This is a genomic window from Rhizobium sp. J15 (genome assembly GCF_002531825.1).
Lineage (GTDB): Bacteria > Pseudomonadota > Alphaproteobacteria > Rhizobiales > Rhizobiaceae > Rhizobium.
In genome coordinates, this window is sequence record NZ_NWSX01000061.1 from 1 (window position 1) to 24,116 (window position 24,116).

The 24,116-nt window shown below is 59.7% G+C and carries 25 protein-coding genes and 1 pseudogene; 16 read left to right on the forward strand and 10 right to left on the reverse strand.

Annotated elements, in window-relative coordinates:
• Positions 1-58 precede the first annotated feature (58 nt).
• From CO670_RS29810 to CO670_RS29820, 3 genes are read right to left on the reverse strand one after another with little or no spacing between them, the layout of a single operon-like run.
• Positions 59-1,222 (reverse strand): site-specific integrase, encoded by a 1,164-nt coding sequence (locus tag CO670_RS29810; RefSeq protein ID WP_097593582.1) that lies wholly within the window; start codon positions 1,220-1,222, stop codon positions 59-61.
• A 16-nt stretch (positions 1,223-1,238) separates the two neighbouring features.
• Positions 1,239-1,658 carry a type II toxin-antitoxin system VapC family toxin gene (locus CO670_RS29815; protein ID WP_097593583.1) on the reverse strand — a complete coding sequence of 140 codons (420 nt, stop codon included), beginning with the start codon at positions 1,656-1,658 and terminating at the stop codon, positions 1,239-1,241.
• A complete protein-coding gene (locus tag CO670_RS29820) occupies positions 1,655-1,912 on the reverse strand; it encodes a type II toxin-antitoxin system VapB family antitoxin (protein WP_097593585.1) in 258 nt (85 codons plus the stop codon). The genes CO670_RS29815 and CO670_RS29820 overlap by 4 nt, the downstream gene beginning before the upstream one ends.
• Positions 1,913-2,019: 107 nt before the next feature.
• Between CO670_RS29820 and CO670_RS33160 the strand changes: the two genes are divergently transcribed.
• Positions 2,020-2,181, forward strand: coding sequence for a hypothetical protein (locus tag CO670_RS33160; protein ID WP_176539057.1), 162 nt, complete (start codon positions 2,020-2,022; stop codon positions 2,179-2,181).
• A gap of 401 nt (positions 2,182-2,582) precedes the next feature.
• Here CO670_RS33160 and CO670_RS29830 read toward each other — a convergent pair whose 3' ends face one another.
• The 4 genes from CO670_RS29830 to CO670_RS29845 all read right to left on the reverse strand — a co-directional run bounded on the left by CO670_RS29830 (position 2,583) and on the right by CO670_RS29845 (position 5,873).
• Positions 2,583-2,969 (reverse strand): hypothetical protein, encoded by a 387-nt coding sequence (locus CO670_RS29830; protein ID WP_097593589.1) that lies wholly within the window; start codon positions 2,967-2,969, stop codon positions 2,583-2,585.
• 273 nt (positions 2,970-3,242) lie between these two features.
• On the reverse strand, positions 3,243-4,343 hold the full coding sequence (locus CO670_RS29835; RefSeq protein ID WP_245426126.1) for an FAD-dependent oxidoreductase: 1,101 nt from the start codon (positions 4,341-4,343) through the stop codon (positions 3,243-3,245).
• A gap of 3 nt (positions 4,344-4,346) precedes the next feature.
• A complete protein-coding gene (locus CO670_RS29840; protein WP_097593591.1) occupies positions 4,347-4,667 on the reverse strand; it encodes a 2Fe-2S iron-sulfur cluster-binding protein in 321 nt (106 codons plus the stop codon).
• A gap of 12 nt (positions 4,668-4,679) precedes the next feature.
• Complete coding sequence (locus tag CO670_RS29845; RefSeq protein ID WP_097593592.1) at positions 4,680-5,873, reverse strand: cytochrome P450; 1,194 nt, start codon at positions 5,871-5,873, stop codon at positions 4,680-4,682.
• 77 nt (positions 5,874-5,950) lie between these two features.
• Between CO670_RS29845 and CO670_RS29850 the strand changes: the two genes are divergently transcribed.
• Entirely contained in the window at positions 5,951-6,931 is a 981-nt protein-coding gene (locus CO670_RS29850) for a LysR family transcriptional regulator (RefSeq protein WP_097593594.1), read from the forward strand.
• Between the two features lie 61 nt (positions 6,932-6,992).
• Here CO670_RS29850 and CO670_RS29855 read toward each other — a convergent pair whose 3' ends face one another.
• Positions 6,993-7,748 carry an FCD domain-containing protein gene (locus tag CO670_RS29855; RefSeq protein ID WP_097593595.1) on the reverse strand — a complete coding sequence of 252 codons (756 nt, stop codon included), beginning with the start codon at positions 7,746-7,748 and terminating at the stop codon, positions 6,993-6,995.
• A gap of 228 nt (positions 7,749-7,976) precedes the next feature.
• Here CO670_RS29855 and CO670_RS29860 point away from each other — a divergent pair, with 228 nt between their 5' ends.
• The 6 genes from CO670_RS29860 (at position 7,977) to CO670_RS29880 (ending at position 14,264) form a co-directional block, all read left to right on the forward strand.
• Entirely contained in the window at positions 7,977-8,882 is a 906-nt protein-coding gene (locus tag CO670_RS29860) for a VOC family protein (RefSeq protein WP_097593596.1), read from the forward strand.
• 21 nt (positions 8,883-8,903) lie between these two features.
• Positions 8,904-9,791: an alpha/beta fold hydrolase gene (locus CO670_RS29865; protein ID WP_097593598.1), complete on the forward strand. Its 888-nt coding sequence runs from the start codon at positions 8,904-8,906 to the stop codon at positions 9,789-9,791.
• Complete coding sequence (locus tag CO670_RS29870) at positions 9,788-10,843, forward strand: Ldh family oxidoreductase (RefSeq protein WP_097593600.1); 1,056 nt, start codon at positions 9,788-9,790, stop codon at positions 10,841-10,843. The genes CO670_RS29865 and CO670_RS29870 overlap by 4 nt, the downstream gene beginning before the upstream one ends.
• A gap of 152 nt (positions 10,844-10,995) precedes the next feature.
• Positions 10,996-11,238, forward strand: coding sequence for a hypothetical protein (locus CO670_RS33165; protein WP_176539056.1), 243 nt, complete (start codon positions 10,996-10,998; stop codon positions 11,236-11,238).
• Position 11,239: 1 nt separating this feature from the next.
• Positions 11,240-12,811, forward strand: a complete 1,572-nt coding sequence (locus CO670_RS29875) for a Re/Si-specific NAD(P)(+) transhydrogenase subunit alpha (protein ID WP_097593601.1) — start codon at positions 11,240-11,242, stop codon at positions 12,809-12,811.
• 19 nt (positions 12,812-12,830) lie between these two features.
• Positions 12,831-14,264 carry an NAD(P)(+) transhydrogenase (Re/Si-specific) subunit beta gene (locus CO670_RS29880; protein WP_097593603.1) on the forward strand — a complete coding sequence of 478 codons (1,434 nt, stop codon included), beginning with the start codon at positions 12,831-12,833 and terminating at the stop codon, positions 14,262-14,264.
• A gap of 459 nt (positions 14,265-14,723) precedes the next feature.
• Here CO670_RS29880 and CO670_RS29885 read toward each other — a convergent pair whose 3' ends face one another.
• On the reverse strand, positions 14,724-15,551 hold the full coding sequence (locus tag CO670_RS29885; RefSeq protein ID WP_097593618.1) for a fumarylacetoacetate hydrolase family protein: 828 nt from the start codon (positions 15,549-15,551) through the stop codon (positions 14,724-14,726).
• A gap of 360 nt (positions 15,552-15,911) precedes the next feature.
• Between CO670_RS29885 and CO670_RS29890 the strand changes: the two genes are divergently transcribed.
• From CO670_RS29890 to CO670_RS29925, 8 genes are all read left to right on the forward strand, one after another.
• Positions 15,912-17,027, forward strand: coding sequence for an alcohol dehydrogenase catalytic domain-containing protein (locus CO670_RS29890; protein WP_097593604.1), 1,116 nt, complete (start codon positions 15,912-15,914; stop codon positions 17,025-17,027).
• A gap of 62 nt (positions 17,028-17,089) precedes the next feature.
• Complete coding sequence (locus CO670_RS29895; RefSeq protein ID WP_097593619.1) at positions 17,090-17,623, forward strand: cupin domain-containing protein; 534 nt, start codon at positions 17,090-17,092, stop codon at positions 17,621-17,623.
• A gap of 107 nt (positions 17,624-17,730) precedes the next feature.
• Positions 17,731-18,942 (forward strand): amino acid ABC transporter substrate-binding protein, encoded by a 1,212-nt coding sequence (locus CO670_RS29900; protein WP_176539058.1) that lies wholly within the window; start codon positions 17,731-17,733, stop codon positions 18,940-18,942.
• Between the two features lie 17 nt (positions 18,943-18,959).
• Entirely contained in the window at positions 18,960-19,817 is an 858-nt protein-coding gene (locus CO670_RS29905) for a branched-chain amino acid ABC transporter permease (protein ID WP_097593605.1), read from the forward strand.
• Between the two features lie 8 nt (positions 19,818-19,825).
• A complete protein-coding gene (locus CO670_RS29910) occupies positions 19,826-20,791 on the forward strand; it encodes a branched-chain amino acid ABC transporter permease (protein WP_097593607.1) in 966 nt (321 codons plus the stop codon).
• Positions 20,775-21,506: an ABC transporter ATP-binding protein gene (locus tag CO670_RS29915; RefSeq protein ID WP_097593608.1), complete on the forward strand. Its 732-nt coding sequence runs from the start codon at positions 20,775-20,777 to the stop codon at positions 21,504-21,506. The genes CO670_RS29910 and CO670_RS29915 overlap by 17 nt, the downstream gene beginning before the upstream one ends.
• Positions 21,499-22,206, forward strand: coding sequence for an ABC transporter ATP-binding protein (locus CO670_RS29920; RefSeq protein WP_097593609.1), 708 nt, complete (start codon positions 21,499-21,501; stop codon positions 22,204-22,206). Before CO670_RS29915 ends, CO670_RS29920 begins: the two co-directional genes overlap by 8 nt.
• A gap of 67 nt (positions 22,207-22,273) precedes the next feature.
• Complete coding sequence (locus CO670_RS29925; protein WP_097593611.1) at positions 22,274-23,935, forward strand: bifunctional 3-(3-hydroxy-phenyl)propionate/3-hydroxycinnamic acid hydroxylase; 1,662 nt, start codon at positions 22,274-22,276, stop codon at positions 23,933-23,935.
• Here the strand turns inward: CO670_RS29925 and CO670_RS29930 are convergent.
• Positions 23,883-24,115: pseudogene (locus CO670_RS29930) on the reverse strand (ISNCY family transposase); the annotation flags it as partial. The gene CO670_RS29925 and the pseudogene CO670_RS29930 overlap by 53 nt on opposite strands.
• Position 24,116: the final 1 nt, after the last annotated feature.

Genomic DNA, 24,116 nt, shown 5'->3' on the forward strand with positions numbered 1-24,116 from the left:
GGAATCCCAAATCGTTAAATCGTCACCGCGCCCTAAATCAGAAAGACTGCGACACGCTTTAGATGACCAGCCGCGCCGCCCGGCCATTTTTCCGTTCGGCATTGCTATAGTAGCTACCGGCCTGCGTGATCGAGGCATGCAGCGACTGCTGCATCGTCTCGAGCAACGGAATGCCGCGATCGGCCGATTCCGTCATGAAGCCCGACCGCAGTCCGTGGGCGGAGAAAGCGGCGGCGTCGAGCCAGGCCTGTCGGGCGCGGGCTTTGAGGATCAGGTTGACCGACTGCGGGGTGAGGGGACGCGGCACGACATTGCCCCACCGATCGATCTTGCGGAACACCGCCCCGCCCGAAACTTTTCCACGCTCCAACCAGTCTTTCAGCGCCGTCACCGCCCGTCCGATCAACACGACGCTCCTGCCGTCGTCGCTGTTGGCGCGTTTGGTGCGACCGAGTAAAATCGTCAAACAGGGCAGGGGAGGGGAGTTGTCGTTCTTGGGATCGGTCCGGATCGGCGCTTCATCAACGAGTTGCTCGACGCGAAGTTCAGCCAGTTCCGAGCGCCGCCGGCCGCCGGCAGCAAATCCGACCAGCAGCAGCGCCCGGTCGCGCACGTCGATCAGACGGTCGCTCGCGCAGGTCGCCAGCAGTTTTTGCAGCACGGCGGCGGTGACTGCCTTCTTGCTTTTGCGCTGCCGCAGCCGGCCGGCGGCCCGTACCGCCAGCCGCAGCGCATCACGAACGACCTGGGTTCCAAACACGCCCGCGTGGCCGCGCCACCGGGTCAGCGTGCTCCAATTGGCCAGCCGCCGTTTGACACTCGACGGCGCGTGCGGGCCCAAAACCTTGAGCAGTTGTTCGGCGCGCAGGACGAACGCCACCGTTTCCGGCATGCCGTGCTCAGGGTTGTTTGCCTTTTCCGCCGGATCCCAGAGGTGATGGGCGATAAATTTCAGGATCAGCAATTTCGGCGCCGGCCAGGGCAGGGGAGCACCGGTCGCCAGCTGGCACCAGCGCTCGATATAGCCGAGATCGGAGGCGAGCGCCCGCAACGTGTTGTCGCCGGTGCCGGTTTTTGCGAGATGGCGCAGGGTGGCGACATCGTCGTCGGCGAGGATGTCGGCCAGCCTCTCGCGGCGATCGGCCGGCAGGATCCCCGCCAGCGCGTCCAGCTGTTGACCGCGGGGGAGGGGGCCTTGTTGCGGGACAGGACCGTCGGTCAACTTTCGAGCCACTCCCTTAGCCGGTGGGATTATCGCGCGTCGATGCCGGGTGGCATTTCAGATCGGTCTTGCCGAAATCAAAGCCCTTGAACAGCAGCGGCGCCCTGGCGACCGCCGCCACCGCGTAGGAAAAGCAGTCGCCCATGTTGAGGCCGGCCGGATGCCGGCCTTTGCCATAGCGCTCGAGCGCCTGCTCGGCCGCCTGGTAATGCTTTCCATCAAAAGCGACGGCGGTGATATTGGGGGCGCCGAGCAAGCGGGCGACGATATCGCCGGGGTTGGAAAACCGCTTGGCGGCCAGAACCGTTCTTGTTTCGAACAGCGTCGGCCAACCGATGACGATGGACGGCTCTTGCCGCAACACCGCCTTGAACGTTTCGGCTTCCGGCTCATCAAGCATGATCGCGATCAGGACCGAGGTATCGAGAGCGATCACTTCGGCAATCCGTTCTCATCATAGAGATCGTCGTGCGCCGACGTCGTGCCGGCCGGAACGCTGTGGCGGCCTTCGGCGGCGAGCTCCCAAACGGCATCGAGCGGATGGACATTGCTCTGCTGGCGAAGCTCGATGTCGTAACGCTCGAGCGCGATCTCGACGAGCTTGTTGATCGGCTGGCCGGTGCGCCGTGCCAGCGCATGCGCCAGGTCGCGGGCCTTGGAGCTGCGGACGGAGAGCTGTGGTTCGGACATTGCATTTCCTCGGCGGAATTGATGCTAAACATAACAATTCGGGCCGCAGATGGCAAGGATTTGGCATTAGATGGCTGACTATCGATAACCGATGATTATCGATAACCATGATGCAGGTCACAATCCGCACCCTGACGGTAGAGAAGCGGGATATTGCGATGTTTTCAATGCGTTACGATCTCGCCAACCCTGCCATCCAGACCCCGCCGACGTCCGGCACCGCAATCGCCATATGGCTTTTAATTCCCGATTTTCAATTGAAGCGCTAAGCTATAAACTCGGCTCTCGATTTTGACCTAGCGGCTTCATGCCTGATGTCGATTGCCAAGCTATTTCCTCCCCGCGATGATCCCGGTTCAATCCGAGGATTGATCGAGCTCAATCTTTCGGTAGCCATCGCTCAACATCTGCATGAACATCCGCCGTTGCGCGGGGCCCAGAATAACCCCGCGCTCCAAGGTTTCCAGCGTATCGGTCCAGTTCTCGCGCTTATGGCTGGCGCCGGGATGTCGAGGGGAGTCCACGCGATGCGTCAGCCCAAGGAGTTCAAATTAGGCCGGCTATTCTGACGGTCGGTCAACCTTGGAGCGGATTTCTCCCCGTCGCCATTGCTCCAGCCTTTGAGCATAACGCGGCGCGATCCGATCGAAATTCTCCCAGCTATCCTCGGTCATGGCGTCACCAGGTTTGCGCAGTTGTTGCTGTCGCCGAAGATCTCTGTCACATCGTCGAGCACCGAGGCGTTCTGAGGTTTCATCAGGCGCCTCATATAGGCGTGGCAGAAAGAATCATGTTCTGGCCGCACATCGCCTTCCCACAGCAAGCCGCCGAGAGTGGAAGAGAGAAAGGCCAGAGGCGTCAACCGGCGCTCCCAAAGCGCTGCGAGTTGTTCGTCGGCGAGACGGCCTTCGCGGAGGATGCCGTTCAGCGCGCACCAGCTGGCAATGAAGGCGTCTTCGACCGAGAGCTCCGGATTGCCGCCCGAGAGCCTCGGGTGGGAAGTCGACGTTGTCGACGGTCTGAGTCGGACGCTTGACGCTCTTCTGCCGACCCACATCCTCGCCATTTCCGACGCGGCGCCACAGCCGGCGGCGCGAGGCTACTTCCGGCCCTTGGCGCGACGATAGTGACGAGCATCTTTCAGTCGCTTCTTCCGCATTGCCGGCTGAATGCACACGCCGCGATGATCGAGAGCTCCCCGTTTTCGCGTCGATACGACCCTCGAGAAGGGCAGGGGAGGCGGCGGCACCGTCCATCAGTGTGACCTTGATCGTTGCAACCCTTCAGAGATCAAGACTGCGCCTGGCTTGCATGAAGCTGCGCGCATCGTTCAGGCAGTCGACAGCAAGGAGCCGGTCGCCGCGCAGGAGGAAACAGTCATGCTGGCTTCTGAAGCGCCCAATGTGGTCGTCGTACGATCGTAGCCGCGATTGAGACCAGCGATCTGCAATTTCGTTGCGTATTGATCTGACCAGAACCAGGGGCGGGGACGGTAGGGAACATGCATGCCGAGGATATTGCGTGCAACGTGTTCCGCCTGGTCGATTGCCCGCGGGACCGACTCGATCCGGATCACCTCTCCGGCATGTTCGAACGCGGCGCAGTCGCCTGCGGCCCAAACTGCAAGGTCGGATGTGCGGCCGAGTGCGTCGACAAGGATGCCATCTTGCGTGTCCAAGCCGGCACTATCAGCAAGACTTGTTTCAGGTCGGACACCGATCCCGACCACAACTGCGTCGAAAGACGGAGACGATCCGTCCTCCAACGTGGCCATTACCGCCGCACCGTCCGATTTGAGGCCGGCAAGGCCGGTACCCTCGCGGATGTCGACGCCTTGGGAGCGGTGCAATTCCCGAAAATAGGTAGCCGTCGGTTCAGCGGCCACACGGTTGAGGATACGTGGCGCCATCTCGACCAGCGTCACCGCGACACCGGCCTGGCGTGCGGCCGCTGCCACTTCTAGCCCGACATAGCCCCCGCCGACGACGAGAAGGCGAGCGCCGTGAACGAGACGCGGGCGCAGTGCATCCGCATCTGCCTTGCTCCTCAGGTAGAAGATCCTATCGACGCCTTCCGCCATACACGCCGGCAGGCGCACCGGACTGGACCCTGTGGCAAGAACGAGATGATCGTAGGGCAATTGCGCTCGTGATGTCTCGACGGTCTTGCCGGCGAGATCGATAGAGAGTGCGGGTTCGTCGGGCCGCAGGTCTATCCGGTGCCGCTCGTAAAAGTCTTCATTGCGAAGCGACAGGCGCTCGGCCGCAAGCGTTCCGAGCAGGTATGCCTTGCTGAGCGGCGGGCGTTGATAGGGCGTCACCTTCTCAGCACCGAGCAGCGTTACTACACCTTCGAACTTCTCCTGCCGCAGTGTTGCCGCCGCGGCGAAGCCGGCTTGCCCGGCGCCTACAATGACAACGCGAGTAGCCATCGTTTACATACCCCTGGGGACGCGGATTATCGCGCCGTCAAGCCGAGCGTCCACCTTGATCTGGCAACTGAGGCGGCTGCCGGGCTCACGGGGCGCGGTGGTGAAGTCGAGCATGTCATTTTCGTGGTCGCTGGCAGAGTCGAGCCTGCCCGCGAGGTCTTCATCGATGATCACGTGGCAAGTCGCGCAGGCGGCGGCGCCATTGCATTCGGCAACGATGCCCGTCACCGAATTCTGCAGGGCAACCTCCATCAGGCTGAGACCCAGGGATGCGTTGCACGCGCGTGCGCTTCCATCCGGAAGTATAAAGGTGACATTGGCCATTTTTTCCTCCTCTCAAACGTCCCAGGTCACGGGCAGGGTGGTCGGCCCGCGGAAAACCCATCCGTGAATACGCACCGCGTCATGGCGGGCAAGACGCAAATTGCGAAGGCGTTCGAATAGTCCGGGTACGACAAGACGACCAACCATGTGGCGGGCGAGCCAGGCGCCGGCACAGAAGTGAGGGCCGCCCCCGAAAGCGAGATGCGATTTCTTTTCCCGGAAAACATCGAAATGGTCGGGAGCCTCGAAGCGGCTTGCGTCGCGGTTGGCCGCGCCGACGCATAAGCCGATCTGGTCCCCCTCATGCAGTTGGATGCCGGAAAAAACGACGTCTCGCGTCACTCGGCGCGGATACATGCCGATCGGCGAGATCCAACGGACGGATTCCTCGAAGGCCGTCGGCCAAAGGTCCGGGTTAGCCTTGACCCGTTCCAGCTGAGCGGGGTTCTCTAGAAGTCCCAGCAACAGCGTCAGTATGGAGTCGCGTGGTTCATTCAGGCCACCGCCAACCGCGACTTTGATATTCGCATAGATCTGCTCGAGACTATGAGGATCCTCCGCATGGAGCATAGAAGACAGAACGGAACCGTTCGGTTGGTCACGATGGTAGGGCAGCGCGCGCCGGATTGCATCTTCGACGCCGCGTGCGGCGTCCTCCGCCTTTTGGGAGATTTCGGGATCGGCCGAGTAGTTGCCAGCGCCGTCGATCAAGGATTGCGACCACAGCGCCATCGTCTGCCAGTCGACGTCGATGAAGCCAAGCACCTCCGCCAATGCCCGGCCGGCCATCGGAGCGGCGAGCGCATGTAGCAGATCAGCCTCGCCGTCTGTCTCGAAGGTGGCGACCACCTCGTCGAAAATGATTTCCAGTCGCGGTGCCCAACAGGATTTGACCGCGCCCGGTCGCAGCGCTGGCTCGATGGCCTTGCGTTCGCGTGCGTGAAGCTCCCCATCCTTACGCATCATGGTATGGCCCATGACCTTGTTGACGAGGGATTGCGGATTGACCGACGAGAATGTCTCAGAATCACGTTCCATGGCCACGACGTCGTCGTAGCGGGTCGCAATCATGATATTGGCGGCTTCGATCCTGACGATGGCAGCCATTCCGCGAGCGCGTTCGAAAGTCGGATAAGGATCCTTCAAAAGCTCGCCGAACGAGACATCAGAAATCACGGGCACAGATCTTTGATCGTTTGCAGGCATTGTATCTCCTCCAATCTCGCCCTCCAGCGAGTTGCTCACCGAGGAAATTACAAAGGGACTTTCCTTGCGACAATTGGATGGATACGATGAATGTCATCGGATTTTTCGATGACCCAGGAAAAGCGATGATTCCGGACGATTTGGCCCAGATCGATTTGAGATCGATGCATGTGCTTGTTGCGGTCCATGACGCAAGATCGTTTTCTGCTGCGGCTGCGCAGTTGCATGTTAGCCAGTCCACGGTGAGTTATGCGATCGACCGCCTTCGCCGCGCATTCCGCGACCCGCTCTTTGTGCGGCAGGGCAACAGCATTGCCGAGACGGACAAGTGCAAGGATCTCGTCTCGCAAGCACGCGAGATCGTCGACCGTATGCTGGCGATTGCCGTGCCGGAGGAGTTTGATCCCGAGACCGCGGACGGCACAGTGACACTTTCATGCAATCACCACGAGCGCTTCCTGCTGTTGCCAACGTTTATCCCGGCCTTGCGGGCGGCGGCGCCGAAAGTGGTGCTCAATATCTTGGAATCGGCTGTCAACGGAAAGCAGCAGTTGAAGGAAAACAGCGCCGATATCGTGCTTGGGCCAGTCCGCATCCTCGGGGAAGGCTATTTCCGTAGAAGGATATTCTCCGACCACTATTCCTGTGTCATGGATGCGCATAATCCCCTTGCCGCGGGCGAATTGACGCTTGAGCGCTTCCGCAAAGCCGCTCATGTCGCCGTCACGCATAACGGCCAATGGCAGGCGCTTTATTTCGCGGCGCTGCGCGAACACGACATCTTTCTCACACCGCAGCTCACCCTTCCGAGTCACGATAGCATTGAGCTGATGATTGCTGGCACGGACCTTGTTGCGACTATTCCCAACAGGCTGGCACGTGCCTACGGCGGGCAACTCTGCGTGCGGCGTTTTCCGGTTCACATTGCAATCGATATCGACATTTATTGGACAGAGCGGACCCATAAATCGGGCTTGCATCGCTGGGCGCGGCAGTTATTAGCTGACGTGACGACGTCATGTCTCAACCAGTCGCCGGACGGAGACGATGACCGGTAGCCTGAGCCTGCGCATCGACCGCCTTCTTTTCAACAGAGGTAAAAAGCCACTCCGATGACCGCTATTCGGCGGCGATGCTCGGAGGCTTCTTGGTGGGCCGCCGGGCTTCCGACGTCAATTCCGGAAATAGATGACCGGCATGCTCAATGACGTTCGCGCTTGTCTCCCGGATATGAAGCTCGATCAACTTCAATGCCGTATCGACATTCCGCTCCATGACAGCGTCGACGATCATCTTATGTTCAACGTCCTTCTCCCGCCATTTCGTGCGAAACTGTGACGACATGCGTCGATACCGATGGGCGCGCTCAAAAAGCTTGGCTCTCATTTCGAGCAGCACTGGCGAACCGCAGGCAGCAACAAGCGAATAGTGGAATTCGCCATGCACCACGCTCCACTCGTCCGAAAGATAATATTCTCCGCCGATGCGCTGCTGGAGCTTCTCCATTCGATGAAACGCGGAAAGGATATCGCCTTCCCAAAGGTCATCGCCCTTGCGTATGGCTTTCGCAAGTGCTTCTCGTTCAATGAGGACACGTGCATCCGTGAGATCGTTGAGATCGGCAATCGAGACGGGTGCTACGACAAAACCACGCTGTCCTTCCGCAACCACAAGATTTTCTGCAGAGAGACGTGAGAGGGCTTCTCTCAAGGTCGAGAAGCTTACTTCGTAGCGTTCACGCAAGCTTTCAAAGCGCAACTTCTCACCGGGTTTGAGATCGCAATTTACGATATCCCGCCGCATGCGTTGCAGCACGTCGCCGGCTCGTGTTTCGCCGCCTGCACTTTGTTTTTTCAAGACGATCTCCCGGCTCATGTGTTGAGAAGCCACACGTTTCAACCCGCAACGAAGTTTAAGGATAATTTCGAAAAAATCAATCTTGGCGAAATTTATCATTTCCATTCTGCAAAAACAGATTCGAAATACGCCCAACTCATAATTTTCGCAAAACTCTATAATTTCGAAAATACCTTGCATGGACAATCTAACTGGCGTATCAGGGCTGCAGCGGAACAGAGCATCGCAATTTCAAGGGAGGAAGAAATGACGCACCTCGTGCACGCCATTGGGCACCTGAAGGTCAATGTGACGAACCCGGATGCGGTTATTCGTGATTCGACCGAAATCTTGGGGTTAAGGGTTTCTCACCAGGAAAGGGATCAGACCTGGCTCAGCTCGAACGGGCGTGCGGCTGAGCTGGTGCTGATCCATGGGGACGAGAATTCGGCTCACACGATCGGTCTTGAAGCCCTGACGAAGGCCGATGTCGAGGCTGTGGTGTCGCGTATCGAGTCTGCCGGCTGCCGTATTCTCTCTCACCAACCAAGCCTGTCCTGCATGGATGCAGGCGTGACCTTCGCGACACCGGAAGGCTTGCGTTTCGAGGTCCATACGCCGATCCGCAACAACATTCGGGGGCAGCGTTTTCCCACGAACGGCATCATGCCGCGCCGCATTGACCACATCAATCTGATTTCGCCGGATCCGGTTGCCACCAGGGCGCAGCTCGAAGCTATCGGCGGCATGAAGCTGTCCGAACGTATGGTCAATGATGCGCTCAGTTGGATGTACGGAGGCAACCGCCAGCACCATGTTCTCGGTGTGGTCAAGGGTGCCGCAGCCGGGCTGCACCATGTCTCGTTCGAGTTTGTAGAGTTCAACATGTATTGCCGGCTTGGCGATATTCTCGACCGCTTTGACCGGCAACTTCTTTGGGGCCCGGGACGGCATCGTCCGGGCGACAATACCTACGCCTATTACACCGATGCCAGCGGCATGATGATCGAATGCTCTGGTCCGATGTCGCATATCGCTGACGATGCGAATTTCGAGCCGAACGTCATAACGAACTTGGAACGCCCCGGTAACGTCCGCGACATGAACGTCTGGGGCACGCCGGCGCCATTGGAATGGCGTGAATATTTCCATCCTTTCACCAAGATCGCCTGAACAAATCTGAGGTAAGACGCCATGCAAGAAAAGCTCACGTTTATGTCGGACGGACTGAAGATATCAGCCGTGCTCCATATCCCGGACGCTCGCCAGGCCGGGCAGAAGCTCCCCGCATTCATCGTCTGCCACGGTTTTGTCGGCTCCAAGGACGAAAGCCACGCGCAGATTCAGGCCGAAATGATGGAAACATTCGGCTATATCGCCTTGCGGTTCGATTTTCGCAGCTGCGGCGAAAGCGAGGGGGAGCGTGCGCAGGTGCGCTGCTTCGACCAGGTTGCTGATGCCAAGAACGCCCTGACGTTCCTTGCCGGCCGAGAGGAAGTGGATTCGGCGCGTATTGGCATAACTGGTCATAGTTTCGGTGCGGCCGTCTCTGTCTACACGGCAGGCGTCGACGAGCGTGTTGCCTGCTGCCTCTCGTCCTGTGGTTGGGGTAACGGCGAGCGAAAGTTCCGCGGCCAGCACCCGACGCCGGAATCATGGGATAAGTTCATCGGCATTCTCGAAAACGGTCGCAAGCATAAGCAAGAGACTGGCGAAAGCCTCTGGATGTCCCGCTTCGATGCCGTCCCGATCCCTGAACATCTGCGCAAGAACCTCTCTCCGAAGGCGATCATGGAGATCCCGGTCGAAACTGCGTGGTCGATGTATAATTTCCGTGCGGACGATGTCATCGGCAATATCGCGCCGCGCCCGTTGCTTTTGTTCCACACCGCCAATGACATCATCACGCCGACAAGCGAATCCATCCGCATGTTCGAGAGGGCCGGCCAGCCAACCGAACTCATGTTGATTGATACGACGGCGCACTTCCCGCTCGCACCAAGCGATGCGCCGCGCACCAAGGCGATGATGAAAGGTTGGCTCGACAAGTTCTTTCCGTCCCCGCTGAGCACTGCGTCATGAGTGAAGCTTCCGAGACAAAGCCTATTAGCAGGCAGGTGCTGGAGGATTTTGCCGCGGCGCTTTTGCAGGCAGGTGGCTTTAGCGAACAATACGCGGAACAGTCCGCCGAGCTTTTGGTCTGGGCCAATATGCGGGGCACCGATTCCCACGGCGTCTTGCGCATCCCACGCTACATCGAAATGGTGGAGCTCGGCATCGTAAGGGGCTGCGCCGAGCCCACCGTGTCGCATGAATTTGGCGCGATTTGCCGATTGGACGGCAATCTTGTTCCAGGCGCGATCGGGATGTCGGTGGCGACAAAGAAGGCCATCGGGCTTGCCGGGACGTTCGGCATCGGTCTGTGCGAGATTTCCCGCATAAGCCATTCGGGCGCAATCGGCTATTTCGCTGAGAAGATCGCCCGGACCGGAATGATCGGTATTGTCATGTCGGCCTCAAAGCCATTGATGGTCTATCATGGAGCCCGGGGTGAGGGGGTTTCGACCAATCCGATTGCGATCAGTGCACCGGCTGGAGAAGGACAAAACCCTCTGATCTTCGATATGTCGACTGCAGCAGTCGCGCTCGGCAAGATCATGGCGGCAAAGGACGCGGGCCACCCGATCCCTCCGGACTGGGCCGTGAACGTTGAGGGCGTCCCGACAACCGATCCTTCCAAAGTCAAGGCGGTGCTACCGATGGCAGGACCAAAGGGCTCCGGTCTATCGTTGATGATTGAGGTTCTGGTGAGTGTACTTGGTGGCAATCCGCTGATTTCCGCAGCCCTCTTGGAGAAGAAGGACAACGGCTTTAACGGCTTGGCAATAGCCATCAATCCGTTGGCGTTCGGACTGCCGCATGCGGTCGTGGAAGACATCGCGGCACTGGCACGCGCCATCAAAGGCCTGCCGCCGGCGGCCGGCATCAAGGAGGTGCTGTTGCCTGGAGAGCGAGGATATCTGGCGGCTGCAAGGCGAAGCGCTGACGGTATTCCAATTGCCGCAGGTACCGCCAAGCGTCTGGCGGAGGAAGGTGTCAAGCGGGGTGTTGCCGTGCCGGCGGAATTTTCTTGACCGGCACCGCAGCGCTCTCGCGCGAAACGGCGCTGGCCAGACCCCTTTCCTTCAAGAGGTCTATCCAGGCTTGTTCTGGAAACCGAAATCACGATCGACGCTCCGCCGCAGTTGGTCTGGAGTGTTCTCGATGATCTCCGGAGTTAGCCGGCTTGAAACGAAGTGCTGCCCGAGCTGAAGGGGGCCGCATCGGCATCGCAGGCGTCCGCGGCCGCACCGGCGTGCCTGACATCGCCGACTGGTACATGCAGGGCAAGATCGAGATCAAACCGGTCACCCACACCTGGCCCTCGAAGACATCAACAAGGAGTTCGAACTTCGGGCTAAAGCGTCCGTCGCGTGGTCTTCTGCTGACTGCGCGATTTGATCAGAATTCTAAAGCGTTGGGAGGATGACTTGCTGATTGGTGCCCTGAAAGAGATATGGGAAGGCGAGGCGCGGGTTGCGGTGACGCCTGAGAGCGCACTCCAACTGCGCAAACTCGGATATGAGTGCGTCGTCGAGACTGGTGCTGGCGAAGCGGCCGGATTTTCTGACGACACCTATCGTGCAGCCGGCGTTGTCGTGGTCGAGACGGCGACGGCGCTTTACGAAGCAGCCGATGCGATCGTTAAAGTGCGTCCGCCGGAAACCTCGGAAGTACAGCGCCTGCGTGCCGGCCAGACGCTGATCTCGTTCTTCTATCCCGCGCAGAACGCAGAGTTGCTGGAAGAGGCTCGGGCCAGGGGCGCCAATGTCATCGCCATGGACATGGTGCCGCGCATCTCGCGTGCCCAGAAGATGGACGCCCTGTCGTCGATGGCCAATATCGCCGGCTATCGCGCTGTGATCGAGGCCGGCAGCAATTTCGGGCGGTTCTTCACCGGCCAGGTAACGGCGGCAGGCAAGATGCCGCCGGCCAAGGTGCTGGTGATCGGCGCCGGCGTCGCCGGCCTTGCGGCGATCGGCACAGCAACCTCGCTCGGCGCCATCACCTATGCCTTCGACGTGCGTCCCGAGGTCGCCGAGCAGATCGAGAGCATGGGCGCCGAATTCGTCTATCTCGACTTCGATGAGCAGCAGGATGGCGCAGCGACCGGCGGTTATGCCGCGCCATCGTCGCCGGAGTTCCGGGAGAAGCAGCTTCAAAAGTTCCGCGAACTGGCGCCTGAGATCGATATCGTCATCACCACGGCGCTGATCCCCGGCCGGGATGCGCCGAAGCTCTGGCTCGCCGACATGGTGGCGATGATGAAGCCCGGCTCGGTGATCGTCGACCTCGCCGCCGAGCGCGGCGGCAATTGCGATCTCACCGTCGCCGACAGCCGTGTCGTTTCCGACAATGGCGTCATCGTCATCGGCTACACGGACTTCCCAAGCCGCATGGCAGCCCAGGCCTCAACGCTTTATGCGAACAACATCCGTCACATGATGGCGGACCTCACACCGGCGAAGGACGGCGTCATCGTCCACAACATGGAAGACGATGTCATCCGCGGCGCGACCGTCACCTTCGCAGGAGCGATCACCTATCCGCCGCCACCGCCCAAGATCCAGGCCATTGCCGCACAGAAGCCAAAGGAAAAGGCAAAGGAGCCGACACTGGAGGAGAAACGTGCGGCCGAGACCGCCGCCTTCAGGGTGCAGACGAAGAACCAGGGCATGCTGCTCGCCTCAGGCACCGCGCTTCTGCTTCTCGCGGGCGCCTTTGCACCGGCAAGTTTCATGAGCCATTTCATCGTCTTCGTGCTTGCCTGCTTCGTCGGCTTCCAGGTCATCTGGAACGTCTCGCATTCGCTGCACACGCCGCTGATGGCCGTGACCAATGCCGTCTCCGGCATCGTCATCCTGGGCGCGCTCCTGCAGATCGGCTCCGGGAGCGCGCTGGTGACGACACTGGCGGCGCTGTCGGTGCTGATTGCCACCATCAACATCGTCGGCGGCTTCCTCGTGACACGGCGCATGCTCGCCATGTTCCAGAAGTCCTGAGCGGCTAAGGATTTTCAAAATGACCATCGGTATCGTCTCGGCCGCCTACATCGCCGCCGCCGTTCTCTTCATCCTGTCGCTCGGCGGCCTTTCCGGCCAGGAAAGCGCCAAGCGCGCCGTCTGGTACGGCATATCAGGCATGGGGCTTGCCGCCATCGCCACCATATTCGGGCCAGGTGTCGGCAACTGGCTGGTCATCGCGCTGATGATCGCCGGCGGCTCGGTGCTCGGGCACTATGTCGCCTCGCGCGTGCAGATGACCGAGATGCCGCAGCTCGTCGCCGCGCTGCATTCCTTCGTCGGTCTCGCCGCGGTGTTCATCGGCTTCAGCGCGCATCTGGAGGCTGCCCGCGTCGCCGGCCTCGATGAGGCCGCCCGTGCCGCCCTTGACGGTTTTGCCGGCATCCTCGCCCATAAGGCGCCGGTCGAACTTTCGATCATGAAGGTCGAGGTCTTCCTCGGCATCTTCATCGGCGCGGTCACTTTCACCGGCTCCGTCGTCGCCTTCGGCAAGCTCGCCGGCAAGGTGGACGGCAAGGCAAGGAAGCTGACAGGCGGCCATGTCCTCAATGCCGGCGCGGCCATTCTGTCGCTGATCCTGATGCTGATCTATGTGAACGGCGCCGAGATCTGGGCACTCGGATTGATAACGGCGCTCGCCTTCTTCATCGGCTATCACCTGATCATGGGCATCGGCGGCGCCGACATGCCGGTGGTCGTCTCAATGCTGAACTCCTATTCCGGCTGGGCCGCGGCGGCGATCGGCTTTTCGCTCGGCAACGACCTGCTCATCGTCACCGGCGCCCTGGTCGGCTCCTCCGGCGCGATCCTTTCCTACATCATGTGCAAGGCGATGAACCGCTCCTTCGTCTCGGTCATCCTAGGCGGCTTCGGCGCGACCGGCGGACCGCAAATGGAGATCGTCGGCGAGCAGGTCGCCATCGATGCCGATGGCGTGGCGGCGGCACTCAACGATGCCGACAGCGTCATCATCGTGCCAGGCTACGGCATGGCGGTGGCTCAGGCGCAACAGGCTGTTTCCGAACTCACGCGCAAGCTGCGCGCCGCCGGCAAGAGCGTCCGCTTCGCCATCCATCCGGTCGCCGGACGCCTGCCCGGGCACATGAACGTGCTGCTTGCCGAGGCCAAGGTCCCTTACGACATCGTGCTCGAGATGGACGAGATCAACGACGACTTCCACGAAACCGACGTGGTCATCGTCATCGGCTCCAACGACATCGTCAATCCGGCCGCTCTGGAAGACCCGAATTCGCCGATCGCGGGCATGCCCGTGCTCGAAGTCTGGAAGGCAAAGCAGGTGTTCGTTTCCAAGCGCGGTCAGGGAACCGGTTATTCCGGCATCGAGAACCCGCTGTTCTTCAAGGACAACACCCGCATGTTCTACGGCGATGCGAAGAAGAGCATCGAACAGTTGCTGCCGGCATTTGGGTAAGATTTGCAACTGGCTGGAATGGCTCAGTTCTCGCAGAGCGGACTAGCAGCAATGACGAACGGCGATGCCGCGACTGAGGTGCCGTTGATGGAGGGTCGGGCACATCGCTGCAATTTCCGTGGTCGCGCAGGAGCAGTCGACTGGGCATTCCGAGGTTGATATGGCCGTCCATCATATGGATCATGCCACCCAACAGAATGCTCCATGGTCGAGCAGATGAGTGCTGAGGGCGCAGGTCTCGTGAACGAAAGTGCTGAGCTCCGAAAACTTTTCTCGAGCTTTCGGCTGAAACACAGAGCCATGTTATCTCCTGTCGTGGGAGAATAGCTGCCACCCGACAAGCGCCTGGCATCTTAGCCGGCAAGCCCCCCCGCGACCCCGGCATGTTGGTTTGCTACCCGTCTGGCATATTTGACTGAGAGTCGCCTCCCCTGTTCCCAATTCTCAAAGAGGCGTTTCTTAAGCCACTGGGTTTCGCAATACGCCAATGCCGTCGACTTCTACTTCCACGACATCGCCGACCTGCAGGAACCTTGGCGGCTGAAGGCTGGAACCGAACCCTTTTGGGGTGCCGGTCACGATAACATCGCCCGGTTCCAGCCTCGTGAACTGACTTAGGTAGGAGATCAGCCACGGTATGGGGAACATCATACGCCTGGTATTGGTCGACTGACGTAGTTCGCCGTTTACCGTGGTCCGGAGATCCAATCCCGAGGGGTCGGGAATCTCGTCGGCGGACACCATCCACGGTCCGAATCCGGCAGATTGTACGAAGTTCTTGCCAGGCGTGAATTGAGAAGAGTGTTTCTGCCAATCACGGACGCTGCCGTCGTTGAAGCACGAGTAGCCTGCGATATGTGCGAGGGCGTCGGATTCGGTGATCCTGTGGCCCGCCCGACCGATTATAACGGCCAGCTCGCCTTCGTAGTCGAATTTGTCAGACACATCGGGCTTGAGCAGCGGTGTGTTATGGCCTGTCTGGGCATTGGCGAACCTGGTGAAGACAACGGGGTATTCAGGCTCGTCCGGGGAAGGGGAATCGCTTTCACGATAGTTGATCGCCACGCAGATGACCTTCTCGGGATTAGGAATTACAGGCTGAAGCACCACGTCAGCGAGGTCGAAATCCGTCTTGAGATCGGATTCCCGACCGAGGTTGTCGAAATGCGACGCAATGTGACTCTTCAGGTCTGGCAGGCCCGTCCGCAGGCCGAGATCGCAAACAGAATGACCATTGACACAACCATATCGTGACGTGCTGTCGTGGATGAAGCTTACATATCGCATTCGAAACATCCTCTAATTTCGAAAATACAGATAATATCGTAAACAACCACCAGGTCGATTGACAAGCATGTCATCTGCTGGCTCCGCGTTTTGTTGAACACGCGTTGAACCAGTCGCGGCGAATCTGTCGATGGCGCTGAAGATTGAGGCTCCGCCAACATCATGCTGCCAGCGCGGAGGGAGGTTGGTGCCGCACCGGTCGTCTGAATGCCTGGCGCCACTGGCACCTCGATCCTGACCATGTCGGACGAGCAATGATATTTACGAAATCACTTGAATTTTCGAAAATATTATAGTAGCTCTTGCCGTATGGAGGAGCCAGCTGGAGGGGCTGGCAAATTTAGCAATCGGAGGAAAGCAATGAATATCCCGACAACGATGACGGCTGCGCGCATGCATGCGGTCGGTGACGCAATGAGGATCGAAACGCTGGAGATGCCGAAACCTGGCGACATGGATGTTCTTGTCCGAGTGAGAGCCTGCGGTATCGTGCCCAATCTGCACAACATACTTGCCAATTGGCCGACTTGGTTCCCGCATATGCCGCAGCCACCGCTTCCTGCGGTATTCGGCCTCGATCCCGCCGGTGAAATCGCGGCCGTCGGCAGCGGCGTCCGCAGCCTCAAGCCGGGTGATCGCGTCTATGTCAATCCAGGTCGCAGCTGCGGAACTTGCCGTCACTGCCGTCACGGTGATCATATTTCCTGCCGCCACTATGCTTTCCAGGGCTACTTTGGCTTCAGCACGGAGGCGCTCCAGACCTTCGACGACTATCCGATCGGTGGCCTCAGCGAATATATGGTTGCCCCCGCTTCCGCGATCGTGACCATTCCCGACAACATGACATTCGACCAGGCTGCGCGTCTAGGCTACATGGGAACAGCCTATTCGGCTCTCAAGAAGGTCAAAGCCGGACCTGGCGACACCATCCTCGTGAACGGCATAAGCGGCACGCTGGGCATTGGTGCAGCGGTGTTCGGGCTCGCTCTTGGGGTGAACAAAATCCTTGGTACTGGCCGCGACAAGAGGCTCCTTGAGGAAATCAAGGCACTTGCGCCCAACCGGATCGAAGTCTTTTCCATCGATGAAGGCAGCGTAACCGACTTTGCGCTTGCTCATACCGATGGGGAAGGGGTGGATGCCTTTATCGACTGCCTCGGTCCCGGTGCCAAACAGGAGACTTTCCTGCAGGGTCTGCGCGGCCTGCGCCGTGGCGGTGTCGCCGTGGACATCGGTGCTGTCTCCGGGGAAATCCCGATCGACGTCCACTGGCTAATGGACCACAATCAGAGGCTCTACGGGTCGGCATGGTTCACGGCCCAGGAAGGGCAGGAGATGGCGGACATGGTGGCGTCCGGTGTCGCGGACTTCTCCATCCTTGAGACCCACGGCTATCCACTGGCAGAGGTCAACAAGGCGATCTCGGGTATAGCGCAACGTCATGGTGGCTTCTCCAATTACGTGATCCATCCCTAAATACCGGGGCTTGCCGGAAAACCGGGAGGCCATTTGCTTTAAATGTCATGCGGGAGGTTTTCATGACAGTCAGACGTGTCGTCCTCGGCGAGAACGCCGCCGGCAAAGCGGTGGTCATCAGCGACGGGCCTTCGCCCAGGGAAATGGCACTCCAACATACTCCGGGCTTCGTGTCGGCTCCGATCTGGACGACGTGCGAGGTTCCCTCGGTACCGTACAATGGCACGGACCCGATGGCAGCTGAAGGCACATTGCTCCAGCCGCCCGGAGGATCGACCTTCATGTTGATCACATTCCCCCCGGACGCAGTCTTTATGTCGCATGACTTCAAACCTGAACTCGCCGGCCCCGAGCACCTCAAAGCGGCGCCCGGGATCGCAGAGACGTTCGAAATGGAAAATCCCGGCATGCACAAGACGCCGACGCTGGACTACGGCGTGGTACTCGATGGCCGGATCAGCCTTGAACTTGACGATGGCGTGATCGTCGAGTTGAAGCCCGGCGACACGTTCGTGCAGCACGGTGCCCGACATGGCTGGCGCAATCCGAACGAAAAGCCCGCTACCATCGCAGTCGTCCTGCTCGGCGCTCGCTAGCGACGGCGTCTCGCAGACTCTGACATGACAGCGCGGTCGGCCGATTGGGCTTGCCGAACGACGAGGCATGTCCGCATTCGGCTCGATATCCTTTGAGGAGAAAGATCATGATGAGACTGACAAGACGCAGTATACTCGCGGGAGCCGGATCGGCGGCCGTCCTTGCGGCTGGGTTTTCGGCGCGTGCGGCCGACGATCGGAAGTCCGTCAAGATCGGCTATGTCGTTTCCAAGACAGGCGTGAATGCGCCCGGTGCAGGATCGACGACCATCCCGAACTACGAGCTTTGGGCAGCGGACGTGAAAGCGGCGGGAGGGCTGAAGCTGCCGGACGGCAGTCGCCTTCCGATCGAGGTCATCACGTATGACGACCGCTCGACAACAGAAGAGGTTGTTCGTGGCATCGAACGCTTGGCTCGCCGGGACAAGGTCGACTTCATACTTCCGCCGTGGGGGACGGCATTCAATCTGGCGGTGGCTCCGCTGATGGACCGCTTCGGCTATCCCCAGCTCATCGGCACGTCACTAATTCCCGACGAGATCGACGTCCATGCGAAGTGGAAGCGGAGCTTCTGGTTCCTCGGGGCCGCGAGCGGCTACGCGTCCACGTTCGCCGACGCCGTGAAAGCGGCTGGCGACGCCACCAACAAAAAGCTGGCGATCATCTCGGTGGCTGACGGTTTCGGCATTGAACTGGTCAAGGAAGCGCGGCTCAAATTGCCGGAAGCTGGTCTCGAAATCGTGATGGACAAGTCCTACCCCATTGGGACGCAGGACTTTACTGGACTGCTGAACGAAGTCGCCGCATCGGGCGCCGAAGTGTTCATGGCATTGTCTTACCCGCCCGACAGCTTCGCGATCGCCAAGCAGGCGCGTTTGAACTCGTTCAATCCGAAAGTCTTCTACACCGGGGTCGGCACGAGCTTCCCCATCTATTCGGACATCAACGAGGGCAAGGTCGAGGGCGTAATGAGCCTCGGCGGGATCGACAATTCACGGCCGGAAATGCAGGCCTATGTCGAGCGCCACAAGAAACTGCTCGGCACCCCGCCAGACTATTGGGCGAGTTCGATCATCTATACAAGCCTCCAGATCCTTCAACAGGCGATCGAAAGACGCGGGCTCGACTGCGACGCCGTGACGGAGGAGATCGCGTCCGGCAGCTTCGAGACCATCATCGGCAACGTGAAGCTCAAGGAAAACCGGATGACGGACCTCTGGCTGCTCGGGCAGTGGCAGGGTGGAAAGTTCGTCGGTGTAGGCCCCGCCGACCGTGCGGGAGCCGTAAAGGCCGTGATTCCAAAGCCAGCCTGGGCATAACCGCAAAGGAGACTCCAATGGTCACGACTCTCGTCGTCGGACTCGTGCTGGGCGGCACTTTCGCGCTGATGGCACTGGGTTTGACCATACAATACGGCGTCGCCCGCATCATGAACCTCGCTTACGGCGAGTTCGTGATCGGCGGATCGTTCCTGACCTACCTGGCGGTTTCAGCCGCCGGGCTGAACCCATTCGTGGCTTTCCTTCTGGTCGTGCCGCTCAGCTATCTCGCTTCCCATCTCTGCTACGACCTCATCATGCGTCCGCTGGAAAGGCGCTCCCGCAATACAGGGAGGCTCGAGGTGGATTCGATCCTCGTGACGTTCGGCCTGATGTTCCTCCTCCAGGGCGTCTACCTGTCTTCGTTCGGCAGCGGATTCAGGGGCTACGACTGGCTCGAAGTGCCCGTCGACATTTTCGGCACCAAAATTTCCAGCGGGCGTCTGGTCGGGGCGCTTCTGGCAGTGGCGGTCGGCGGTAGCCTCTATCTGGCGATCCAGAAGACCCGGTGGGGCATGGCCACACGCGCGGTGGCGACGCGACCGGGCTTCGCGCCGCTTGTGGGCATCGACAACGAACGCCAGGCACGTTTCGCATTCGCCGTCGGCGGCGCGCTCGCAGCCGCAGGAGGTGTCGTCCTCTCCATGTACCAACCGTTCACGCCCACCGACGGTGTTTTCTTCACGATGAAAGCGCTCGTGGTGGTGATCATGGGCGGTTTGGGAAACCTGGCGGGGGCGATGGCCGCAGGCTTCATCCTTGGACTTGTGGAAGCCGGGGTGTCCGCTGCGGTCGATCCGGGCCTGACTCTGGCTGCCACATACGCGATTTTCTTGGCCGTGCTGCTATGGCGGCCGAACGGCCTGTTCGGCTGAGAACGACCATGAAAAACCTCTTCTTCCCAATCGTACTCGCGGCCATTCTGGCGTTATTGGCCCTCGTTCCCGTGTTCGTCGACGACTACGGGCTTGGTCTTGCGATCGGCGTGATGAGTTATGTCGCCCTTTGCTCGAGCTGGGCGCTGTTTTCAGGCCCGACGCGATATGTGTCGCTCGCCACGGTCGCCTTTTTTGGGACAGGAGCCTACACGGTCGCCGCTCTTGCTGACCATCTACCGTTCTACGCGATCCTGGCCGCAGCCGCATTGGCGGGATTTGTCGCCTCCCTCGTTGTCGGTCTGGCAACCCTGAGACTGGCGGGCATCTATTTCGTCATCTTCACATTCGGCCTGGCCGAGATGGTGAGGCAGTTGCTCACCTGGTACGAGGTGAACATCTCGGGCACCCTCGGGCGGTATATCTTCGTGGATGTCGAAGCGTACCAGATCTTCTATATGCTCGTTGCCATTGCCGCCGTCGCACTGACAGTTCGGTGGTGGATCGACCGAGGCCGGCTTGGGTTGGCGGTGCGCGCCATCGGTGACGACGAAGTGGTCGCCCGGCATGCGGGTGTAGATGTCACGCGGGTCAAGCTGATCCTGTTCTCCATCAGTTCGGTGTTCATCACGCTCGTCGGTGCGGTGCAAGCGCCCCGGTGGACCTATGTGGAGCCGAGCATCGTCTTCAACCCAACGATTTCCTTCCTCACGCTGATCATGGCCTTGCTCGGAGGAGCGTCTCGTCTTTGGGGTCCGGTCTGCGGTGCCGTACCCCTGTTCTTTTTGTTCGAATGGCTTTCGGGCCGCTTCCCCGACCACTACTCCATCATCCTCGGCCTGCTGTTCATGGGGATCGTCTTCCTGTTCCCCGAAGGGGTCCTCGGCCGGTTCGAACGGTTATGGAAGCATCTTGTACGCCGGAAGGATCGTGAGAATCTGACCAAGGAGGTGTCCAATGAGCGTCTCGCTTGAACTTCGCGGCCTGCGCAAGGAGTTCGGGGGCCTTGTAGCCGTGAAAGACATCGACTTCACGGTTTCGAAGGGCGAGGTCCTGGGTCTGCTCGGACCCAACGGATCAGGAAAAACCACGGTCATGAATCTCATCTCTGGGGCCTTGACCCCGACATCAGGTGAGGTGCGCCTCAATGGCCAGCCGGTGCAGCATCTGGCCGCTCATCGAAGGGCGCGGCTCGGCATCGCGCGTACGTTCCAACTCGTGCGTCTGGCACAGTCCCTCAACGCGAGAGACAACATCGTCCTGTCGCTTGCCTTCGGTCGCGACCCATTGTGGGGGCGTGCCGCGCGCGAACGAGCGGACGGTGCGCTTGCCGCGGTCGGATTGGCGGGCAGGGGCGACGCAGAGGTGAGCAGTCTAAACTACATCGACCAGAAGAGGCTCGAGCTTGCCCGTGCGATATCGGCGAAACCCGATATCCTGTTGCTGGATGAATGGCTTGCGGGACTAAACCCAAGCGAGTTGCGTACTGGCATCGACCTCATCTGCACGTTGAAGGCGCAGGACATGACGATCATCCTCGTCGAGCACATCATGGAAGCGGTCCGTGAAATCTGTCCCCGCTGCGTGGTGATGAGTGCCGGGCTCAAGATCGCCGACGGCCCAACCTCGCAGGTTCTGAGCAACCCGCAGGTGGTCACTGCGTATCTGGGAGATTTCGAATATGCTTGAGGCCAAGAACCTGTCGGTTCGTTACGGAAAGCACCTCGCGCTAAACGAGGTTTCCATCAAGGTGGGGCCGGGCGAGTGCGTCGCCATACTGGGGGCGAACGGAGCGGGCAAATCGACATTACTGCGAGGACTTACCTCCATGGTGCGACTCGCTGACAACGGCGAAGTGGTCTTCCGCGAGAAGCAGATCGCAAGGATCGCCCCACATAAGCTCGTCGAGCTTGGGATCGCTCATGTCCCGGAAGGACGAGGTGTCTTCACGGAAATGACGGTCGACGAAAACCTTCGACTCGGTGCAAATCCGAGACGCGCGCGCCAGGGAGCGGACGCTCGGCGCGAAGAGGTGCTGACGCTATTTCCGCGCCTTGCTGAACGCAGCCGGCAGCGCGTCGGCACCATGTCCGGCGGTGAGCAGCAGATGGTGGCTGTCGCGCGGGCCCTGATGTCGAAGCCGGACCTTTTGTTGCTCGATGAGCCGAGTCTGGGACTGGCTCCGATCGTCGTGGGCGAACTCTTCCAGGCGTTGAGGCGCGTTCGGGACAGCGGCATATCGATGCTTGTCGTCGAGCAGAACGTCCGTGCCAGCCTCGCGATCGCGAATCGAGGTTATCTTCTCGAAGCAGGCCGTATCGTTGGACAGGGTATCGCCGACACGCTGATGGATGACCCGGGTGTCAGGAAAGCCTTCCTTGGGCACTGACAGACAGCGGATCAAAAATGAGCTTTGCGCCCGTTGCATGGGCGGACTAGAGAACGGAACAAGTGGGATGGAAAAGATCGATTTCAGGCAGCTTGCCGAGGCTGATTTCCAAGTGGTTGTCATCGGGCTCGGCCCGGTAGGCATCACGCTCTGCAACCTGCTAGGAAGCTTCGGGATTTCTGTATTGGGAATCGACGCGCGCGATGACGTGTTTGCTCTTCCACGTGCGATCGGCATGGACCACGAGGTCATGCGCGTCTTCCAGGGCTTGGGTGTGGCCGACGATCTCGCTTCTGTCGTCGGAGAGTACAGGGATTCGGAGTATCGTGCTGCCGATGGCACACTGCTGCGCAGGTTCATTTCGCCGGCGCGTCCCCATAAGCTCGGATGGCCCGCCTATCTCACCTTTGTGCAACCGCCTCTCGAGCGGATTTTGCGAGACAAGGCAAGAAATTTACCGACGGTCACGATTATGACCGGGGTCGAGATGGTCTCGCTCGATGATCCTGCCAGTCCCCGCCTATTACTTCGGGAAATCGACACGGGAGACACCATGTCGGTCAATGCGACGTTCGTCGTCGGGTGTGACGGTGGCAACAGTTTCGTCCGGCGGACCCTCGATATTGAGTTTGAGGACCTTGTCTTCGACCAACCATGGCTCGTGATCGACGTCGTTTTAGGCGACGAAGAAGTCAATTTGCCGGAGACCAACGTACAGTTCTGCAACCCTGCCAGACCACATACATTCGTGGTGCTGCCGGGAAACCTGCGGCGCTGGGAGTTCATGTTGCTGCCCGGCGAAACTGCCGAAAAGATCAATCAGCCGGAGCGCATCTGGGAACTTCTTTCTCCATGGCTGAAGCCGGGGCAAGCGGAAATCTGGCGCTCAGCGACCTACAGGTTCCATGCCTTAGTCGCTGAATCCTGGCGCAAGGGCAACGTGTTTCTTGCCGGGGACGCCTGTCACATGACGCCGCCTTTCCTCGCGCAGGGGATGGTGCAGGGCATCAAGGACGCGTCAAATCTCGGCTGGAAGATTGCAAGAGTGCTGCAGGGCGGCCCTGCGAAATTACTGGATACCTACGAGCAGGAGCGCAGGCCTCTCGTCCATAAGGTCATTTCTATCACCAAAAGTTTGGGTGAGGTCATATGCGAAATCGATCGAGAACGGGCGGAGGCAAGAAATGCGGCGATGAAAGCCCTGGTAGCGGAAGGGAAGGGCACCGTTGTCAGGCAGAGCCTCTTTCCCCCGATAGCTGACGGCGCCATCGGCTTTGCAAGTAACGGCCAGCCGGTACCTGGTGCCGGTGAAGCTTGCCCACAGCCGCGCGTAGTTGTGGGTGGCAAATCGATATTGTTTGACGATATGCTTGGGAACGATTTTGTCGTCATTGCCAAGGGGTTGAACATCACTGATCCAGTTCGGAATCAATTATCCCAGCTCGCAATAGCGCTTTTTGAGTTCGGCGTTGCGGATGGATTTGAGGAAGAAGAGCATATGTTCGAAAGTTGGCTGTCGGAGCGGGGTTTCCGCGCAATCGTCGTTCGTCCCGACCGTGTAATATTTGGCGCCATCTCTGACGAAAGTGAACTGACGATGCTACTCGAACAACTTGCCAGGTGGACCGCTTACGCCAAAGATGAACAAGGCCGTACCACAGAGTTGGTGCATCGATCTCGACATAGCGATCGACCACACCCCGCGTCACCTCGCCCTCCTCTAATATGATCGCGATCCGACATACCCCTGCTCGCGCTCGCACAGGATCTCGGCCAGCCGGGCAGGGACGATTGCGCAGCGTTGGTTATAGTGCTCCATGAAGCCGGGCAAAAGCGCATTGCCGGTCTCCATGTCGCAGATGCCCGCCAACCTCAATTCCTTGACCAGTCAATCCTGCAGCGTCCTGTGT

Coding starts and splice junctions, on each gene's coding strand:
- CO670_RS29860 (WP_097593596.1), top strand. CDS start 7,977: ATGACGCACCTCGTGCACGCCATTGGGCACCTGAAGGTCAATGTGACG.
- CO670_RS29865 (WP_097593598.1), top strand. CDS start 8,904: ATGCAAGAAAAGCTCACGTTTATGTCGGACGGACTGAAGATATCAGCC.
- CO670_RS33160 (WP_176539057.1), top strand. CDS start 2,020: ATGATGCAGGTCACAATCCGCACCCTGACGGTAGAGAAGCGGGATATT.
- CO670_RS29900 (WP_176539058.1), top strand. CDS start 17,731: ATGATGAGACTGACAAGACGCAGTATACTCGCGGGAGCCGGATCGGCG.
- CO670_RS29890 (WP_097593604.1), top strand. CDS start 15,912: ATGAATATCCCGACAACGATGACGGCTGCGCGCATGCATGCGGTCGGT.
- CO670_RS29910 (WP_097593607.1), top strand. CDS start 19,826: ATGAAAAACCTCTTCTTCCCAATCGTACTCGCGGCCATTCTGGCGTTA.
- CO670_RS29905 (WP_097593605.1), top strand. CDS start 18,960: ATGGTCACGACTCTCGTCGTCGGACTCGTGCTGGGCGGCACTTTCGCG.
- CO670_RS29895 (WP_097593619.1), top strand. CDS start 17,090: ATGACAGTCAGACGTGTCGTCCTCGGCGAGAACGCCGCCGGCAAAGCG.
- CO670_RS29855 (WP_097593595.1), bottom strand. CDS start 7,748: ATGAGCCGGGAGATCGTCTTGAAAAAACAAAGTGCAGGCGGCGAAACA.
- CO670_RS29820 (WP_097593585.1), bottom strand. CDS start 1,912: ATGTCCGAACCACAGCTCTCCGTCCGCAGCTCCAAGGCCCGCGACCTG.
- CO670_RS29830 (WP_097593589.1), bottom strand. CDS start 2,969: ATGTGGGTCGGCAGAAGAGCGTCAAGCGTCCGACTCAGACCGTCGACA.
- CO670_RS29915 (WP_097593608.1), top strand. CDS start 20,775: ATGAGCGTCTCGCTTGAACTTCGCGGCCTGCGCAAGGAGTTCGGGGGC.
- CO670_RS29870 (WP_097593600.1), top strand. CDS start 9,788: ATGAGTGAAGCTTCCGAGACAAAGCCTATTAGCAGGCAGGTGCTGGAG.
- CO670_RS29850 (WP_097593594.1), top strand. CDS start 5,951: ATGGATACGATGAATGTCATCGGATTTTTCGATGACCCAGGAAAAGCG.
- CO670_RS29840 (WP_097593591.1), bottom strand. CDS start 4,667: ATGGCCAATGTCACCTTTATACTTCCGGATGGAAGCGCACGCGCGTGC.
- CO670_RS29880 (WP_097593603.1), top strand. CDS start 12,831: ATGACCATCGGTATCGTCTCGGCCGCCTACATCGCCGCCGCCGTTCTC.
- CO670_RS29920 (WP_097593609.1), top strand. CDS start 21,499: ATGCTTGAGGCCAAGAACCTGTCGGTTCGTTACGGAAAGCACCTCGCG.
- CO670_RS29835 (WP_245426126.1), bottom strand. CDS start 4,343: ATGGCTACTCGCGTTGTCATTGTAGGCGCCGGGCAAGCCGGCTTCGCC.
- CO670_RS29845 (WP_097593592.1), bottom strand. CDS start 5,873: ATGCCTGCAAACGATCAAAGATCTGTGCCCGTGATTTCTGATGTCTCG.
- CO670_RS29885 (WP_097593618.1), bottom strand. CDS start 15,551: ATGCGATATGTAAGCTTCATCCACGACAGCACGTCACGATATGGTTGT.
- CO670_RS29925 (WP_097593611.1), top strand. CDS start 22,274: ATGGAAAAGATCGATTTCAGGCAGCTTGCCGAGGCTGATTTCCAAGTG.